Source organism: Caballeronia eucalypticola (assembly GCF_047608185.1).
In the GTDB taxonomy this organism is placed as follows: Bacteria; Pseudomonadota; Gammaproteobacteria; order Burkholderiales; family Burkholderiaceae; genus Caballeronia.
Map to the genome: position 1 here is coordinate 135,710 of NZ_JBLKRU010000017.1, position 17,226 is coordinate 152,935.

Sequence of the window (17,226 nt, forward strand, 5' to 3'; positions counted from 1 at the left end):
GCCTGAGACGACGGACGAAACAGCGAGGTCGGCTTACTGGTCTTCAATTGGTCCTCAATTCGTCTTCTACTCGTCTTCTACTCGTATTTCGTTTGGTCCACGAAGCGCAAGAACGATGCCTCGATAAAAAGGAACCGGACGTTGTCGCCGACGAGGAAGCATCCGCGAAAAAATAATCAAATAAAAATCAAAAAAGGCCGGTGAGCCGCGCGTCGGTGATCTCAAATCGGCTGGAAAGACGCGTTGAAATCTTTTTAAAGATTTGGAAAGAACCTTCGGGAGCCGCGTGTTGCTCATCGATTCACCTTTGATCGAAGTGCGCAACCATGACGGCGCCGATACACGATGCACAGCCCGAATAACGCGCGGCTGCGGCATTGCATCGCATCGAATTGCATCACGTGAAGCTCTCCTGAAGCTTGTCTTCAGCGGGCGATGTTCATCCAGGCCCAGGCTTAATAGCAAACCCGACGTACGGAGCATTTTAATGTCGACGATTTCCAGCGCGTCCAGCGCTCCAAGCTTGCCCTCCCCGGCCAATACGAACTCGGCCAACGCCATCTCGACCGCGGCCGACACGACGGCTGCCGCCGCGTCGGCCAGGGCATCCGCCGCGCAGTCCGTCATCAGCGGCTCGACGGGCAATGCGTCGCTGGATGTGTCGGCTCTCGTCACGAGCCTCGTCAACGCGAAGGTGGCGGGCCAGACCGGCTCGCTGATCGCACAGCAGAGAAACGACACCACCAAGCTCTCGGCAATCGGCGCTTTGCAGGCTGGGTTGTCGGCGTTGCAGGCGGGTATTGCGCCGCTGTCGAACGGTACCGCGCTCGGGCAGTTCACGGCGACCACGGACGGCACGGGATTGACCGCGAGCGGCAGCAGCGGCGCGGCGACGGGCAGCTATTCTGTCGCGGTGACGCAAATTGCCAGCGCGCAGACGCTATCGTCGGCCGCATTCGGCGCGACCACCGCGTTGGGCACGGGCACGATGAACGTCTCGGTCGGAGACAAGTCGATGAGCGTCGACATCACGTCGGCGAACAACACCGTGAGCGGCATTGCCGGCGCGATCAACGCGTCGTCGAGCAATCCGGGCGTCACGGCAACCGTCGTGTCGGGCACGGACGGCGCGCACTTGATCTTGCGCTCGTCGGCCACGGGTGCATCGAACAAGATCGATGTTTCAGTGGGCCCGGTGACCGACGATGCCGGGTTGTCGAGTCTCGACGTAACGTCCACGGCCGGCGCCAGCGCCGCGGATCCTTCGACCATTGCATCGGCATCGGCCACGAGCCCGTGGACGCAGACGGAATCGGCCAAAGACGCCATGTTCACCATCGACGGCACGGCCGGCACGAGCTCAAGCAACACGGTGACCACCGCCATTCAAGGCGTCACGCTGAACCTGACCGCCGCGGCCATTGGCGCGCCTGCCGGCACACCGCAGACGCTGACCGTGGCGCAGGACACGACGTCGGCATCGACCGCGATCAACAACTTCGTCAATCTCTATAACGCCCTGGTCACCACCTACGGCCAGGTTGCCGGTTTCGACAGTTCGAAAGCCAAGGGTGCTCAAGGCGGCCCGCTGCTCGGCAATTCGATGTTCAACACGGTCAAGAGCACGCTTGCGAGCATTGTCAGCGGCGGCGTCAAGAACGGCAGTTCCAATATTTCGCTTGGCGCTATCGGCATTGCGCTGAACAAGGATGGGACGCTTACCGCCGACGCTACGAAGATGGCCAATGAGCTGACGAGCAATCCGCAAGGCGTCGCGGTCCTGTTCAATTCGACGACCGGCGTGGCCGCGAAGATGACAAAAAGCCTGAATGGGTTCCTGGGCGAGGGCGGCCTGATTGCGAATAACCAGGACCCGCTCAACGCGGACCTCAAGGGCATCAGCACGCAGCAAGATACCTTGGCGAGCTACTCGGCTCAGCTGACTCACCAGTATCAGGCGCAGTTCACCGCGCTCAACACGGTCATGGCGACGATGAACAAGAATTCGCAGTACCTGACACAACTGTTCGGCGGCGCTAACAGCGAGGGTGCGCTGGCGAAAGGCAAGGGCGGTTGATTGGCGTGTGCACTCAATGGCCGCTGCGCTGAGTGGCAGCCGGCCGAAGTATTCTAATCATCTGCATTTCTAACTAACTGGGAGCGCTAGAAGACTGCGATCAACACTACACCAACCACTGACAAGCCCGCACCAATAATCCGGAGCCATGTCGCGGATCGAACCTCGAAGCCCAGCAAGCCAAAATGGTCTAGTAGCACGGAAGTAATGACGGCCGAGATCACGACAATAGTCGTGAACGTGGCGGAGCCGAGCTTTTTGGTTACCAGCAACGAACACATCAAAAACAGCGCGTTGCAGATGCCGCCTATGTAGGCCCACCAAGGTACATCGCCAAGTTTCGCTGCCGTCGCCTTCAGCTGAAATCCGAGGAACGGGATGCAGGCGAGCAGACAGCACGCACCGATTGCATAAACGATGAACGCAGCGACAATCGGCGCCTGAGTCGTCTTGAGCAACGCGGAATTACTACCGGACTGCAGCGGATTCGAAATGCCCGCCAGAACCGCGAAAAGAGCCAGGAGCCAGTGCACGAGTAGCTCCTAATCTTCGGAGAAACGGGGATCGCGAAATGCGTCCGGCCCCGCTATGGGCTCTAACGTAATGGGGCGATTGTCCGCCGCGGACCGGTAGATCGCCTCCATGATGCGCTGGTCCTGCAAGCCTTCCTCGCCGGGCGTTCCAGGTTTGCGGCCGGTCAGCACGCATTCCGCCATGTGGTCCATCTCGGTGCCGAACTGGTTCTTGTCTTCCGAGACCCGCTCCTCCATCACCTCTACATCTTCGTGCGTGGGGGACCGGTGATTCACGTAGAGCCGGATGCCTTTATACGAAAACGCGGGGTCCAATTTGACGGTGCCCTTCTGGAAATGGAGCTGTGCGTTGCGCGACTCGTGCGCGTCATAAGCTGACGAGAAGCGTCCTACAACGCCGGAGGGAAACCGCATCTGCCACGCTACGTTTTCTTCGACCTCGGTGAAGCGCGGGTCACCCGGGGTGCTCCAGATCCAGGCCATCACTTCGACCGGTTCCTCGCCCGTGACAAAGCGTGCGAAGTTAAGACAGTAAAGACCGATATCCGGCAACGAGCCGCCGCCGGCCAGGCCACGCTGATGGCGCCACTGGCTTGCCTCGTCCTGCACCTGGCCGTTGTGCGCTTCAATGAGCTTCAGCTTCCCGAATTCTCCGGATCTGACGAGCTTGGCAATGTCGCGATTGTGGGGTTCGTATTGCAGCCGGTACGCGACCATCAACATGACGCCGGCGTCCGCGCAAGCGCCTACCATCTCAAGCGCTTCAGCCGACGTGTTACTGAGCGGCTTTTCGCATAGCACATGCTTGCCCGCACGCGCGGCCTGCTTTACCTGTTCGTGATGCAGGCCGTTGGGCGTCACGATGTAGGCCACTTGAACGTCATCGTTTTGCGCGAGCTGGTCCCATTCGTCGTAACCATAGACAGCGTCGGCCGGCGCGCCGTATTGACCAAGGATTCGACGCCCCTTGTCCTTGTCGCCGGTCATGACGGCGGCCAGCCGGCAGAGTTTGCAGGAAGCGAAGGCAGGCAGGATGGAGTCAAGACTCAGCCTGCCGAGTCCGACGACGGCGAAGCCAACACGGCGTTCAGGCGCAAGCGGAGGAAGTTCCGGCGCGGCTCGACGCTCCGTTGCAGCGACGAACGGCGGCCTTGCTTCGGGAGAATCCTGAGCGGGTAAAGGCGAGGGCGAGCGGGACATGTCGGCTCCACGGGTCTGTGACGCTTTAATAGCATCGATGAACCTGGTTCGAGCAACGCGCGTTCCTGTCATTTGCCCCTCGGTGGATTGCGTCCCAAACCGCTTCAAGACGGCTCTTGTGGCATGGGCAAAACCTCGGCACACCGAGGCGGACAAATCATGATCGAACGCCAACAACCCACTTGGTATCAGCAGCTTTTGATCGAGACGTGATCGGATTTTCTGCGTGTGATCGGTCGAAACGGCTTCCTTGTGCGCCCGGTTGCTCTTAGCATCGCGTGTACGCACTTGCTTGTCCCCGACGGATGAATGCTGCGAGTGCGAAGATGCAAAACAGGCCGACAGCCAAGTCACGTTTCATTTTTCAAATAGCAGGAGAGACGATGCCGGACAATTTCGAGGAGTGCGGTGCCGTGTCCGCCGTGGACCTGATTGCGGCTCAGCAAGCCGATGGTCTGACCCGTGCTGATCCGTCTGCAGCGGGCGTGGATGCCGATGCCGTCGTCGCCTTCCTGAATGACGTCGAAGCAGCCGGCCTCGACCTGCACGCCTTCATGCTTCATCGCAACGGCAAGGTGGTCGCCGAAGGCTGGCGCTGGCCGTATCGCGCGGACCGGCCGCGCAACCTGCATTCGGTCGTCAAGAGTTTCACTGCATGCGCGATCGGATTGGCGCTGGAAGAGGGTCTCTTCAAGCTCGACGACAAGGTGGTCTCGTTTTTCCCCGAGGTCGAGGTCGTTGCTGAATCAGACCAAGCTTGGCTGACGGCGATGACCATGGAAGACCTCCTGACCATGCGCGTCGGTCACGCAGGCGAAACATCCGGGGCGGAGTGGCGATCGCTGACCACGAGCTGGATAGCGGAGTTCTTCAAGATCCCTATCGTGCAAGAGCCGGGAACGGCCTTCATGTACACGAGTGCTGCGAGCTACATGTTGTCGGCCGTACTGAGCCGCGCGGCGGGCGTGACGTTGCATGAGTATCTCAAGCCGCGAATCTTCGAGCCGATGGGCATCGAAGGGGAAACCTGGGATATCGGCCCGGACGGCATCAATCCGGGTGGCAACGGTCTCATTGCACGAACTGCCGATCTGTTGAAGCTAGGCGTACTGCATGCGCAAAACGGCGTATGGGAGGGGCGTCGCCTGCTTCCTGCAAGGTGGGTTGAGACCGCCACGACGGCGCACGGCGAGCCGGTCAAATACGGCTATCACTGGTGGACACGGCCTGACGGTTCATATAGCGCAATTGGCAAGTTCGTCCAGATGACAACGGTGTTCCCATTGCACGGCGCAACGCTCGCGGTTACCGGCGCGATCAAGGGGAGCGCAAAGTTGTTTCCACATATCGACCGGCATTTTCCGGCGGCTTTTCGTGACCATATCGAAGACGGTATTGCAGCCGATGCGCGACTCAAATCGAGGCTCACCGCCTGGCAAAGTCCGGATGCGCCCGCAGCGTGGAAAGCGCCTTATGAACGAGCCGGTGCGGACACCAATGCAGCGTGCACATCCGGCCAGACGCAGCGCTTCCATATGTATCCCAACCCCCACGGCGTGAGCGAGTTGCAATTCGAATTCGCGGACGAGACCTGCGTGTTTCGTCTCACCGACGCGCGCGGCGAACACATCGTAGTTGCGGGGTTAGGCCGGTGGCTGGAGGGCCGAACCAACATGCCCGGCAGCGATCTTCACCATGGCTACGAGTTCGATAACAGCCCGGTCGTCGCCCGTGCATGCTGGCTAGATAACACCCGCCTGCAGATGACCTGGATCTTTCCCGAGACCGCTTTCCGCGACACCGCGATCTGCGAATTTTCGGGAGAGACGGTAACGTTCAAGCGGGAAGTGAACATCAACGGCGGTGCGTTGCATCACGACGATTTGACCGGTTCACTCGCGAGCTAAAGAGAAGCCCTTCACGAACTGGCGCCGTGCAGCATGCGCGAATAGGAAACCAGCATGCTTGCCAGCTCTTGCGCGACCATGGTCAACGGCGAGGACCGCCGGCTGATCAGACAGACGTCGCGTGGATCGAACGCCTCGTGAATCGGGATATTGACGATCGAATTTGAGAACAGCTTCAACTCGACCAGCACGCGCGGCTCGATGGTCAGGTAATCCGATTCGCAAACAATGTGCAGCGTTTCCAGCAACGATTCCGCCGTGACAACTATCCTTGGCTCCCCCAGTCCCTCTGCACGAAAAAGGCTCGTCAGGCGATTTTCCGCGCCACCAACAATTCCCGCCGGCCGGATGCTAACCCACTCGCAATCCTTGAGATCGCGAATGGAAGTGGCGTGTGCCTGGGGATGCCCCTTGCGTCCAATCACGCCCGGCACCGAGCGGTAGAGGCGTTCTATCTCGAGGTCGACATCGCTGACTTGCGGCGCGATTGGACACAGCGCGAAGTCGAGCCGACCATCGCGGATCTTCTCTATCAGCATCTTTGAATAGCCGCTGGACACATGCACGCGTACTCGCGGAAAGCGCGCGATAAAACGCGTGAGTACCGGCAGCAAGGATTCTGCCAGCGGCTCGGAAGTAACACCGAGCGCGATCTGTCCTTCGGGTTCTCCCGATGACTGCTTCATTTCCTGCATCGCGCGTTCGCAATCACGAATGATCGCGTTCGCGCGAACGAGGAAGGTCTCGCCCAGACTTGTCACGCTGATACCCTGATGCGAACGGTTCACCAGTGTCACGCCGAGTTCGGCTTCAAGACTCTGGATAGCCTGCGTGAGCGTGCTTTGCCCGATGTCGAGCGCTCTCGCGGCAGCCCGGAAGCTGCCTTGCTCCACGACCGCGCAAAACACCCGGAGCTGGATCAACGTCATGAAAAACCCTCTGGAATAGATGCAACGCTCGCCCGGCCTGTTAGCGGCCTAAGGGAGCGTTGCGTTCGGCTCGTGCAAGCATAGCCTTCCAGAAAGCCGTCGTGTGGCGCCGCAACCGGACGCCTGACGCGTCAGGCCGCTTGAACGAGGCTTCGTACGAGTTCGTCGCTTGCAACCGTGCCGGTCGATGCCACCAGCGAGTACAAGTCCTTGCAGTTCGACGGTTGCGCGATCAGGTCGATCGGCGTGCCGATCCCTTCGGTGCGTACGAGATCGTTGAGATAACGCAGAGCAGAAAAATCTTCCAGCGCGAACCCGACTGAATCGAATACGGTTACCTGTGCGTCTGATTCGCGGCCTTGCACTTCCCCGGCCAGCACGCGCCAGAACTCGATCACGGGCGAGTCGGCGGGAAGCTGCTGGATGTCGCCTTCTATGCGCGTCTGCGGTTCGAACTCCACCATCACGCGCGCTCTGTTCAGCACGTCGGCATGCAACTCGGTCTTGCCGGGACAGTCACCGCCCACGGCGTTGATATGCATTCCCGCTTCGATCATGTCGGGCGTGAGAATGGTTGCGTTGGTTTTATCGGCGGTAACCGTAGTGACAATATCGGCGCCTCGCACGGCTTCGCGTATCGATGCCGCGCGCGTGAGCGTCAGCCCCTTGATGCCGGACAGGTTGCGGATGAGTTTGTCGGTGGCTGCGGGGTCCGTGTCGAACACGCGAATATGCTCGATGCCCAGCATATTCTTGAACGCCAGCGCCTGGAATTCACTTTGCGCGCCGTTGCCGATCAACGCCATTGACTTCGATCCTGGCCGCGCAAGCACGCTTGCTGCGAGCGCGGAAGTGGCCGCAGTCCGCAGCGCCGTCATGATGGTGAACTCGCTGAGGAGCAGAGGGACGCCGGTGGCAACGTCGGCGAGTACACCGAATGCCATCACGGTGAGCATGTTGGCTCGGGTATTGTTGGGATGCCCGTTGACGTACTTGAAGCCGTAGAGCGTGTGGTCGGCGACGGGCATCAACTCGATGACCCCGTCAGGAGAATGCGCTGCGGTGCGCGGCGATTTGTCGAACTCGGGCCAGCGCAAATAGTCAGCGCGGATATAGTCGGCGAGGGTGTGGATGAATGCTTCGGGACCGATGGTGCGAAGCAGTTGCCTGATGTCGTTGACGTCGATATATCGAGTCATGGTGCGTTCCTGAACGATGAGATGAACTTGAGGGGCTACATGGGTGTGTCGATGTGCGTGGCGTTTTACCAAACGTGGAGTCAGGCGCCGAGCAGCTTGCCGGTGCGTTGAGGCGTCACGCCGGTGACGCGGCCAAGCGGATCGCCGTGCTTCACGAAACGCACGTCGCGGCGCATGTAGAACACGCCGCGGGTCTTGCTGTGAACGGTGATGATCGAGCCGCTGGTTGTATCGATCACATCGAAGAGCGGCTGGCCCACTTCGATGTGATCGCCAAGCTTCGCGCGATGCACGAGGATGCCGCTTGCGGGCGCGAGAAACTGTTCGCTGCCGGCAAGCGGGGTGGCAGGACCAGTAAGCTCGGGCAAGGGCGGCGCAATGCCGTCTATGAAACCTTGATGCGTGAGGTAATCGATGATTGCCTGTGCGTCCTGTCGCGCCATTTCATACGACACATCACGCTGTCCGCGATGCTCGACCGTGACGGATACTGCGCCTGTCGGAATGGGATAGTGGGCGCCGAATTGCTGCTTCAGTTGCCACCATGTGAGGCTCTGCGCTTCATCGAACGAGCTTGCGCCGGAGTCGTACGCCAGCAGCGAGGCCACGGCGCCGAGATACCGCGCAAGCGGCTCGGCCTCGGCCCAGATCGCCTGGCCGGTATAGATATGCATGGCGGCTTCACGCGAGCAATGCAGGTCCAGCACTACGTCCGCATCGTGCGCGAGCAGCATGAGCTGGCGTTGCAAGCCGTCGAATAATGTAGCCGGTCGCTGCGCGCTCAGCGCTGCTTTCCAGGCTTGACGAATGATGACGAGATTTTCGTCGGCATCTTGCGTGAGCTTGCCTTCGAGCGCCGTCGCAATCTTGCTGGCGAGCATGGGGAAGTCGCGATTGTAGTTGCGGCCGCTCGCGAATTCGAAGCGTCCGACGGGCGCGCCGAACAACCACTGGCTCAGCCCAAGCGGATTGGCGTTGCAGACCAGCACGATCTCGCTACGAAGCTTGCCATCGTCTTCCAGCCGGCGCAGCTGTTCGAGCAGCGTGAGTGCAACCATCACGCCCGGCGTTTCATCGGCGTGCAGGCCGGCCTGGATATACACCTTTCGTTGACCGCTATTCGTACCGAACTGATGACTCGTCAGATGGTACGCGGCGCCAGCGGTCGCATGGGGCAAGGCATGGGTGGTGCTGTTCATGAGGGAAAAAGGCTCGTAGTAGCGGCAAGGTCATCTTACGGGGAGTTCACGTAGCGCAGAAGGCGGCCTGACCGATCGGGATCAGCCCGGCTGATCGCCCGCCGCGCTTCGTTGCGCTGTCAGGATCAGGCGCTCGCGCTCCGCAAAAGGCGCGAGAAAGACAGGAGCATGCTCACAAGTTCATGCGCGACCGTGGTCAACGGTGAAGCGCGGCGGCTGATGAGGCAGACGTCACGCGGATCGAATGCTTCTCGAATCGGGATGGTCACGAGCGACGGTGAAAACAATTTGAACTGCGCGAGTACCGCCGGCTCGATGGTCAGGCAATCAGTTTCGGAAACAATGTGCAGCGTCTCCAGCAATGATTCCGCCGTGAAGACGATTCGTGGAGCCCCAAGCGCCTGCGCCTTGAAGAGACTGATCAAGCGGTTCTCTGCACCGCCGGCAATACCTGCGGGCCGGATGCTGACCCAGTCGCACTCCACCAGCTCGCGCACGGACGTGACGTGCACTTGCGGGTGACCCTTGCGCGCGATTACGCCAGCATCCGACCGGTACATGCGCTCGATGCTGAGATCGATATCGCTCACATGAGGCGCGAGCGGACACAGCGCGAAGTCGAGGGCGCCATCGCGAATTTTTTCGATCAGCATCTTCGCGTAGCCGCTGGACACATGCACGCGCACGCGCGGGAACCGTTCGATGAACCGCTTCAGTACCGGCAGCAGGAATTCCGCGAGCGGCTCGGAGGTGACGCCGAGTGCAATGTGACCCTGCGGTTCTTCCGATAACGGCCGCATGTCCTGCGTCGCGCGCTCGCAGTCGCGAATGATCGCACTGGCGCGGACCAGAAAGTTTTCACCGAGAGCAGTCAGGCTGATGCCCTGATGCGAGCGGTTCAGGAGGACCACGCCGAGTTCCGCCTCCAGGCTTTGGATCGCCTGGGTCAGGGTGCTTTGAGCAATGTCGAGCGCGCGGGCGGCAGCACGAAAACTGCCTTGCTCGACGACCGAACAGAATGCCCGAAGCTGGATCAGCGTCATGATGATTGCACTGCTTCAAGCGCGATGCGGTGGTCAGTCAGGACGTGCGCAGGCGTGAGCATCGGCGCCGCGACATCGACCAGCACCGGCATGTCGCGGCCTGCCAGCTCGGCGTTGAAATACTTGCGTGACGGATCGATGTCGTCGGGCACGGTGCGGGTGATGACCTTGAAGCCGTCGTCGCGATTTCCCCGTAGCTCGGGCACGGCTTGCAGGAGTCTGCGGGTGTAGGGATGGACCGGGTTATCGAAGACGGCATCGCGCGTGCCCTCTTCAACAATATGGCCCCGGAACATCACCAGCACGCGGTCGGCGATCTGCTCGACCACGCCAAGATCATGCGAGATCAGCAGGCATGCGAAGCGATAGCGCTGCTGCAAGGAAACGAGCATGTCGAGGATTTGCTTCTGCACGGTGACATCGAGCGCGGACACCGGCTCGTCCGCGATGATGACTGCTGGTCTGCTCGCCAGCGCGCGCGCAATCGCCACACGCTGGCGCTGGCCGCCGGAGAGCTGATGGACGAGGCGGCCAGCGAATTCCCCAAGGCCAACATCTTCGAGCGCCTCTGCGACCCGCTGAGTGCGTTGTGCGCGGCTTAACGTCTTGTCGAGGCGTAGCGCTTCGCCGATAAGCGCGTCGACCCGCATACGTGGATCGAGTGACGAGTAGGGATCCTGGAACACCATCTGGACCGAGCGGCGTGCAGCTTGCATGGCGTCATGGCCAGCGCCGAGAAACGGCAACCCGTTGAGCAGGATTTGCCCTTGTGCCACGGGTGCGAGTCCGAGGATCGCCTTCGCGATACTTGTTTTCCCGCTGCCCGATTCGCCGACGATTGCGACCGTTTCGCCTGCCTGCACGCTGAACGATGTCGGATGCACGGCCCGCGCGAGAATCTTGCGGAACCACAATCCGGGCACGCGATAGTCAATTGCCACATCCTTCACTTCGATGATCGGCGGCGCCGATGAGCTTGGCGGGCTCAACGCGCTTTCGGTATCTGCGCGCCTTGGCAACGCTTCGAGCAGCTTCAGCGTGTATTCATGCGAGGGCCTTGCCAGGACTGTAGCCACGGCGCCGGTTTCCATGACGGACCCGCGTTGCATCACCAGCACGTGTTCCGTATAAGCCGTCACTAACGCAAGGTTGTGGCTGATGAAGATCAGCGCGGTGCCTTCCTCGCGCGTGAGTTCGATCATCAGGTCGAGGACTTCTTTCTGCACCACGCAATCCAGGGCGGTGGTCGGCTCGTCCGCAATGAGAAGCCTGGGGCGCAGCAACATGACCGCGGCGAGGAGGATGCGTTGCCGCATGCCGCCCGAAAACTCGTGCGGATATCGTTTCATGCAGCCGTGGGGATCGCGTACACGAACGCGTTCGAGCATGGCGATAGCCTGCAAACGGGCCGCATCACGCGCCACGGAACGCCGCCGCATGAGCGCTTCCGTCAGCTGATCGCCAATGCGAATGGCCGGGTTGAGCGAGACCATCGGCTCCTGAAACACCATGCCTATGCCCGTGCCGCGTGTTGCCAGCCATTGCGCCGGCGTGTTGCTAAGGACGTCGTGACCCTCGAAGCTGATGGTCCCCGACACGATCTCCGCGCGCTCCGGCAGCAAGCCGAGCAACGCGCGGCCGACCATGGTCTTGCCGCTGCCGGACTCGCCCACGAGCGCAAGCGACTCGCCCGCGTTCAACGTGAAATTCACGTCGTGCGTGACTTGTTTGACCGTGCCGTTCTTGTCGGGGAAACCTATCGTCAGGTTGCTCACCGTGAGCAATGGATGTTGCACAGGAGCGTTCATCACATTCCCCCCTTCATGCGTGGGTCGAGCAAGTCGCGCACGCCATCGCCGAACAGATTAATGCCGAACAACGCCAGCGAAATTGCCGCGCCCGGGAACAGCACGACCCAGATCGCCTGATCGATTGCCGTGCGGCCGTCGGCAAGCATGCCGCCCCAGGTCGGCTCGGGTGCGGGCACGCCGAGTCCAAGAAAACTGAGCGCGCTTTCGGCAAGCAGCGCCGAGCCGAAGAGTGACGTGGAAAACACCAGCAGCGGCGCCACGCAATGCGGCAGCACATGGCGAAGAAGCGTCCACGCGCCGCTGTTGCCCATGGTTCGCGATGCCACCACGAAATCACGCTGGCGCAGCGAGAGCGCCGCGCCGCGCGCAATGCGGCTGACCGACGGCGTATAAGCCAGGCCGAGCGCGACCACCACGCCCCATTTCGATGGCCCGACCACGGTCATGATGCCAAGCGCCAGCAGCAAGCCAGGGAACGCCATCAGCGCATCGACCAGCATGGCCGCCAGCCGGTCGAACCAGCCGCCCGCATAACCGCACACTGCGCCTATCGACGTCCCGGCGAGCAACGCGAACAGCACGGAGCAGACACTGACGGTGGTGCTGACGCCCGCGCCCGACATGATCCGGGAGAGGATGTCACGGCCGAATTCGTCGGTGCCGAACCAGTGATGCAGCGAAGGCGGCGCGTAACGTGCATGGATGTTGACGTCGAGGGGACCGTAGGGTGTATAGACGAGATTGACCACTGCAATGAGCAGCAGGAGGCCGACAAGTACGGCTCCGATCACGAGGTTGGCGCGCCGGGCGCGCTTGGGAGAGGAGGGCATGGGCGAGTCAGAGCTTGAGGCGTGGATCGAAGATCGGGTACAGCAGGTCGACCACGAGATTGGTCAGCACATACAGCAGCGCGATGACGAGAAGGCATCCCTGCACCACGGGGTAATCGCGTGAATAAATGCTTTCCACGAGCAGGCGCCCCATGCCCGGCAGCGTGAACACGGTCTCGATCACGGCGCCTCCCGCGAGCAAGTGACCAAGCACGAGACCGATCACGGTGAGCGTGGGACCGAACGCATTGGGCAGCGTATGGCGCAGCAGCACGCGACGTTCCGACAGACCTTTAGCGCGCGCGTGAGCGATATATTCCAGCCGCAGGACTTCGATACTGCTCGCCCGCATCATGCGTGTGACGACCGCGATTTCTCCCAGCGTGACCGCGATGACCGGCAGCACGAGGTATTTGAGCGATGCCCAGCCTGCTTGCGAAAACGGTTGATATCCGAAGGTGGGCAGCAGGTGCAGCTTCACGCCGAACAACCAGATGAGCAGGATACCCGCCCAGAAACTGGGGATGGAGACCAGCATGATGCTGCCCATGACGACCGCCAGATCGCCGCGCCGGTTTTGCATCCAGGCAGCGAACAAGCCGGCGGGAATGGCGATCACGCACGCGAGGAAAGTCGCGGCGAGCACGATCTCCGCGGTCACGGGGAAGGTTTCGCGGATCAGTTCCAGCACCGGCTGATGCCGGACGATCGACATGCCGAAGTCGCCCGACAACAGATGCGATACCCAGATCACGAATTGCGCGGGGATCGATTGATCGAGACCAAACGAGTGGCGCATTTGCTGCAGCAGCGCCGGGTCGTTGAGGTCGCCGAGCATGAGCGAAGCCGGGTCGCCGGGAATGGCGCGGATCATGCCGAATACCAGCAGGGTCACGATAAAAACCGTCGGAACCGCCATCGATAGTCGCTTGATGATGTAGCTGAGCATCGGCTTGCCTAGTTCTTCGTCACGTTGGAAAAGCGCTTCAGGCGCAGGGGCCAGGTCGTCACGCCCTGCAACCGGTTGCTCACAAGTGTCAGGTCGGGTGAGTCGTAGAGCACGATCATGGGGACGTCATCCATCATCATCTGGTGCAACTGCTGGAAGACCTGCTTTCGGGCGGAGGGGTCGCTCACGCCGTCAATGCTGCGCAGCAGCGCGCGTGCTTTAGGGTTGTCCCATTGCACCATCGGATTTTTGGATTTGTCGCCGAGTACATCGCCGTACATGAGCGCAGGCTCGATGCGCGCCGAATAACCAAACGACATCAGCTGGAAATGCCCCGAGCGAAAGTCGTTCACCTGCGTACCCCATTCCACTACCTGCAATTTCGCGTTGATGCCCGCCTGCGAAAGCAGCGATTGCATATACACCGCAGTCGAGTACATGTGCGGATATCGGCGGTTGGTTTCGAGCGTCAAGGTCTGGCCCGCATAACCGGCTGCCGCGAGCAGACGCTTGACCTCGGGCAGGTTCTGCTTGTATCCAACCGCGTCGCCGGCGGTATAGAACGCTTCGGCATCCGGTGTCAGCGATGAGTTGTAGCGCGCCATGCCGCCGCTGACCGCGTTCACCACGCCCGGCAAATCCACCGCAAGCGCGATCGCGCGGCGGATGCGGACGTCGGCAAGCAAAGGGTCACGCGTTTGCATCAGCATCGCGGCGGGATCGGCGCCTGGTCCCACGATCACATGCCAGTGAGGATCGGCGGGCGGCAAGTTGTTTTCCGATATGTTCATCACGTCGATCTGTCCGGACATGAGCGCGGAGACTTGTGCCGCTTCGTCGGGAATGGCGACGAAGCGCACATCGGCCTGCGGATGCTTGGCGCCTGCCAGTCCGCTCGGCGCTTCAGTGCGCGACTGGTATTGGGCGAAGGGTTTGAGCAACACGTACTGCCCTTGTTTCCACTCGCTGAACACGAACGGGCCGGTTCCAACCGGCTTCAGCCACGCGCCATTCTTGTCCACGCTTGCATGGCTCAGGATGGCAAGCGGACAGCGCGGTTCCGTCATGTGCGTGAGAAAAAGTGCCGACGGCCGGTCCAGATCAAACACCACGGTATGCGGATCGGGCGTGGTGACGGCAAGCACTTTTGGACCCCGGTGTCCGTCATAGTTGCCGCGGCACACGTAGCCGGACTGCGGCTTCATGAAGAAGTCGAAGCTCCATTTCACATCGGCGGAAGTGAACGGCGTGCCGTCATGGAACAGCACGCCATGCCGCAAGTGAAATGTGTATTGCTTGCCATCCGGCGAGATGTCCCAACTGTCAGCGAGCATGGGCGCGACCGACAAGTCGCTCTTGAGCGCCACCAGAGACTCGATTACGTTCGCGAGGATTTCGTCGGTAAACGTATTGCGTAACACGTTGCCGGGCATGGACGTTGTCGTGTCCGTGTTAATGGCAAAACGGATCTCCGGAAGTGCCGGGGCAGCGGCCCATCCGGTTGCGGGCAGGGCAGTTGTGAGTGCCAACGCTCCCGCAATTGCTACGCGTTTCATAGAATGAATCCAGCGGTTTTCCACGCGGCGCAGAGCAAGCAGGCGAGGGGTGGGGGACACGAGGATTTCCATCAAACGTCCTTCCGGGGAGGATTTGCACAATGCGTGACTCATGCGATGAATCGATAGGAAGCGATCGTAGAAGCTCATATTGGCGTTGGGAAGAGCAGTCCTGCCGATCGGCGGCCGATATTCGGATCACCTGGGAAAACAGCACTAGACAGGCGCTTATTGATGTGATTTGACGTTGATGCAGGAAGGATTTTGAATAGAAATTAGGAGCGCAAACTAAAATGGTTTGCCCTTGGCGCGCCGCGCCCCAGCGGTCAGGCCGCAGGTGCCACCGATGCGCCGTTGATCTTGTGCCGCTGCAATGCGTCCGCAACGAAGCCCGACGCTTTCATCTCTTCCAGGAAACGCCGAAGATAGTCCGCCGCTGCATCACCACGGCTCTTGGGCAATCCCATTGCTTGCTGAATGACCATGAAGCGCTCGCCGAGCAAGCGGAGGCCCGGGGTTTTTGCAGCATCGCTTTCAAGTTGTTGCTTTACGCCTGCGGCCACCTCCAGCCCTTGTTCGAGAAAGGTCTGCACCACGGTCGGCGACGAAGGCGCGCGCACGATCTGTGCATGCTTCAGTTCCCGCGATAGAAACAAATCGTAAGCGCTGCCTTTACCGACCGCGACGCGTGTGTTGGCGCTATCGACTTCGCTGTTGCCCTGGATCGGGGAATCGTTGCGGACCATATAAAAGCCTTCGATCAGCACATAGGGTGCAGTGAACGCAATGCTGGCTCCACGTGCCGGATCGATTGCGAAGAAGCCGGTATCCGCGCGTTCGTCGCTGACCGCTTCGACGGACTTTCCAGCGGTATCGAAAACTACGAGTGCAACTGGCAGGCTCAGCCGCTTGCCGAGCTCCCTCGCGAGATCGATGGAAACACCGCTTGGCTCGCCGGTGAGCGCGTCCTTGTTGGCGAGGATCGGATTGCCCAGGTTGATGGACGCGCGCAGCGTGCCGGTGGGCGCGAAAGCGGAGAGTACGGATGAGCCGGTTGTCATGGCGTCTCGATCAATGAACGGTCGGCGCAAACCGAACCTAGGGTTTGAGAATGTTGCCGATGCGTGAAAGGGCGTCGAGCGTATGCTGAAGATGTTCGCGCAGCGCTTCGGAGGCTTCTTCGTTACGTTCCTTCTCAAGCAGCGCCAGGATATGCAGATGCTGCTTGCAATGTTTCTTGTATCGCTCGCGATGCTGCATCGACCTGTATGAAAGCAGTCGGCGCACGCGATTCACGCGCTTGATCGTATCGATGAAAAACGCATTGCCGGACGCCTCGACCAGAGACTCGTGAAAGCGGACGCCGCGGTCATGCAATTGATCTGCCGTATCGGTTTCGATACCACCGTCGAGCAGATGCCGTTCTGCCGCCCGGCAGCGCTCCAGCACTTTCGGGTCGAGCCAATAACCGGGTTCCAGAAGCGCAGCCGGTTCGAGCGCCAGACGCAGGCGGTACGATTTCATCAAGCTGTCGGGCGTCGTCAGCATGGCCGAGAATTGCCATCCGTACCCGGGTTTCCGCTCGGCCCAGCCTTCCTGCGCAATGCGACCCAGAACCGCTGTGAGTTGCGTCGACGTCAGGCCGTACCGGGTCTTGAGCATCTGCTCCGACACCTCGTCGGGCAACGCACTTTTCAGCCGGTCATCGGCTATACGGAAATACGCGCTCGTGACTACGTCCGGGCCGCTCAAACCAATTGAATCGCCGTCTTCCGTCACCCATTCAATCGCAGGGTTTGCCACGAAAAATCCGCGGTTGCGCTCGCGGCTCAGCACGCCTTTTTTGTGCAGCAGCGATAAAGCTTCGTTGACCGGCGAGCGTGATAGCCGAAGATGGTCGGCAATTTTTTGCGCGGGCAGATGACTGCCCACTTCCATCGCTTCGGTCCTGATCCACTCGACTATTTGAGCGGCTATCGATCTGTCGTTCATG

The 17,226-nt window shown here is 60.6% G+C and carries 15 protein-coding genes; 2 read left to right on the plus strand and 13 right to left on the minus strand.

The window, feature by feature from the left end; genetic code table 11:
- Positions 1-66 precede the first annotated feature (66 nt).
- Complete coding sequence (locus ACMX25_RS20715) at positions 67-675, minus strand: hypothetical protein (RefSeq protein WP_414951939.1); 609 nt, start codon at positions 673-675, stop codon at positions 67-69.
- On the opposite strand from ACMX25_RS20715, the gene fliD reads away from it, so the two are divergent.
- Positions 659-2,077, plus strand: coding sequence for a flagellar filament capping protein FliD (fliD, locus tag ACMX25_RS20720; RefSeq protein WP_414951940.1), 1,419 nt, complete (start codon positions 659-661; stop codon positions 2,075-2,077). The genes ACMX25_RS20715 and fliD overlap by 17 nt on opposite strands.
- A gap of 86 nt (positions 2,078-2,163) precedes the next feature.
- Here fliD and ACMX25_RS20725 read toward each other — a convergent pair whose 3' ends face one another.
- Positions 2,164-2,610, minus strand: coding sequence for a DMT family transporter (locus ACMX25_RS20725; RefSeq protein ID WP_414951941.1), 447 nt, complete (start codon positions 2,608-2,610; stop codon positions 2,164-2,166).
- A 9-nt stretch (positions 2,611-2,619) separates the two neighbouring features.
- Complete coding sequence (locus ACMX25_RS20730; protein WP_414951942.1) at positions 2,620-3,810, minus strand: Gfo/Idh/MocA family protein; 1,191 nt, start codon at positions 3,808-3,810, stop codon at positions 2,620-2,622.
- Positions 3,811-4,193: 383 nt separating this feature from the next.
- Between ACMX25_RS20730 and ACMX25_RS20735 the strand changes: the two genes are divergently transcribed.
- The gene (locus ACMX25_RS20735) at positions 4,194-5,717 is read left to right on the plus strand and encodes a serine hydrolase domain-containing protein (protein ID WP_414951943.1); all 1,524 of its coding nucleotides are present in this window, start codon (positions 4,194-4,196) and stop codon (positions 5,715-5,717) included.
- Between the two features lie 11 nt (positions 5,718-5,728).
- Here ACMX25_RS20735 and ACMX25_RS20740 read toward each other — a convergent pair whose 3' ends face one another.
- The 10 genes from ACMX25_RS20740 to ACMX25_RS20785 form a co-directional block, all read right to left on the minus strand.
- Positions 5,729-6,646 (minus strand): LysR substrate-binding domain-containing protein, encoded by a 918-nt coding sequence (locus tag ACMX25_RS20740; protein WP_414951944.1) that lies wholly within the window; start codon positions 6,644-6,646, stop codon positions 5,729-5,731.
- A 131-nt stretch (positions 6,647-6,777) separates the two neighbouring features.
- Entirely contained in the window at positions 6,778-7,845 is a 1,068-nt protein-coding gene (locus ACMX25_RS20745; RefSeq protein WP_414951945.1) for an ornithine cyclodeaminase, read from the minus strand.
- Positions 7,846-7,925: 80 nt separating this feature from the next.
- The gene (locus tag ACMX25_RS20750; RefSeq protein WP_414951946.1) at positions 7,926-9,044 is read right to left on the minus strand and encodes a succinylglutamate desuccinylase/aspartoacylase family protein; all 1,119 of its coding nucleotides are present in this window, start codon (positions 9,042-9,044) and stop codon (positions 7,926-7,928) included.
- A gap of 125 nt (positions 9,045-9,169) precedes the next feature.
- Positions 9,170-10,087, minus strand: coding sequence for a LysR substrate-binding domain-containing protein (locus tag ACMX25_RS20755; RefSeq protein ID WP_414951947.1), 918 nt, complete (start codon positions 10,085-10,087; stop codon positions 9,170-9,172).
- Entirely contained in the window at positions 10,084-11,895 is a 1,812-nt protein-coding gene (locus ACMX25_RS20760; RefSeq protein ID WP_414951948.1) for a dipeptide ABC transporter ATP-binding protein, read from the minus strand. Before ACMX25_RS20760 ends, ACMX25_RS20755 begins: the two co-directional genes overlap by 4 nt.
- Positions 11,895-12,728, minus strand: coding sequence for an ABC transporter permease (locus ACMX25_RS20765; protein ID WP_414951949.1), 834 nt, complete (start codon positions 12,726-12,728; stop codon positions 11,895-11,897). Before ACMX25_RS20765 ends, ACMX25_RS20760 begins: the two co-directional genes overlap by 1 nt.
- A 7-nt stretch (positions 12,729-12,735) precedes the next feature.
- Positions 12,736-13,677 (minus strand): ABC transporter permease, encoded by a 942-nt coding sequence (locus ACMX25_RS20770; RefSeq protein ID WP_414951950.1) that lies wholly within the window; start codon positions 13,675-13,677, stop codon positions 12,736-12,738.
- Between the two features lie 8 nt (positions 13,678-13,685).
- Positions 13,686-15,233, minus strand: coding sequence for an ABC transporter substrate-binding protein (locus ACMX25_RS20775; RefSeq protein ID WP_414951951.1), 1,548 nt, complete (start codon positions 15,231-15,233; stop codon positions 13,686-13,688).
- 326 nt (positions 15,234-15,559) lie between these two features.
- Positions 15,560-16,294: an ABC transporter substrate-binding protein gene (locus ACMX25_RS20780; protein ID WP_414951952.1), complete on the minus strand. Its 735-nt coding sequence runs from the start codon at positions 16,292-16,294 to the stop codon at positions 15,560-15,562.
- 37 nt (positions 16,295-16,331) lie between these two features.
- Positions 16,332-17,225, minus strand: coding sequence for a GntR family transcriptional regulator (locus ACMX25_RS20785; RefSeq protein WP_414951953.1), 894 nt, complete (start codon positions 17,223-17,225; stop codon positions 16,332-16,334).
- Position 17,226: the final 1 nt, after the last annotated feature.

Bases quoted from the DNA above. Each gene is read 5' to 3' on its own strand.
- ACMX25_RS20730 (WP_414951942.1), bottom strand. From the start codon at position 3,810: ATGTCCCGCTCGCCCTCGCCTTTACCCGCTCAGGATTCTCCCGAAGCA.
- ACMX25_RS20735 (WP_414951943.1), top strand. From the start codon at position 4,194: ATGCCGGACAATTTCGAGGAGTGCGGTGCCGTGTCCGCCGTGGACCTG.
- ACMX25_RS20740 (WP_414951944.1), bottom strand. From the start codon at position 6,646: ATGACGTTGATCCAGCTCCGGGTGTTTTGCGCGGTCGTGGAGCAAGGC.
- ACMX25_RS20745 (WP_414951945.1), bottom strand. From the start codon at position 7,845: ATGACTCGATATATCGACGTCAACGACATCAGGCAACTGCTTCGCACC.
- ACMX25_RS20750 (WP_414951946.1), bottom strand. From the start codon at position 9,044: ATGAACAGCACCACCCATGCCTTGCCCCATGCGACCGCTGGCGCCGCG.
- ACMX25_RS20755 (WP_414951947.1), bottom strand. From the start codon at position 10,087: ATGACGCTGATCCAGCTTCGGGCATTCTGTTCGGTCGTCGAGCAAGGC.
- ACMX25_RS20760 (WP_414951948.1), bottom strand. From the start codon at position 11,895: ATGAACGCTCCTGTGCAACATCCATTGCTCACGGTGAGCAACCTGACG.
- ACMX25_RS20765 (WP_414951949.1), bottom strand. From the start codon at position 12,728: ATGCCCTCCTCTCCCAAGCGCGCCCGGCGCGCCAACCTCGTGATCGGA.
- ACMX25_RS20770 (WP_414951950.1), bottom strand. From the start codon at position 13,677: ATGCTCAGCTACATCATCAAGCGACTATCGATGGCGGTTCCGACGGTT.
- ACMX25_RS20775 (WP_414951951.1), bottom strand. From the start codon at position 15,233: ATGAAACGCGTAGCAATTGCGGGAGCGTTGGCACTCACAACTGCCCTG.
- ACMX25_RS20780 (WP_414951952.1), bottom strand. From the start codon at position 16,294: ATGACAACCGGCTCATCCGTACTCTCCGCTTTCGCGCCCACCGGCACG.
- ACMX25_RS20785 (WP_414951953.1), bottom strand. From the start codon at position 17,225: ATGAACGACAGATCGATAGCCGCTCAAATAGTCGAGTGGATCAGGACC.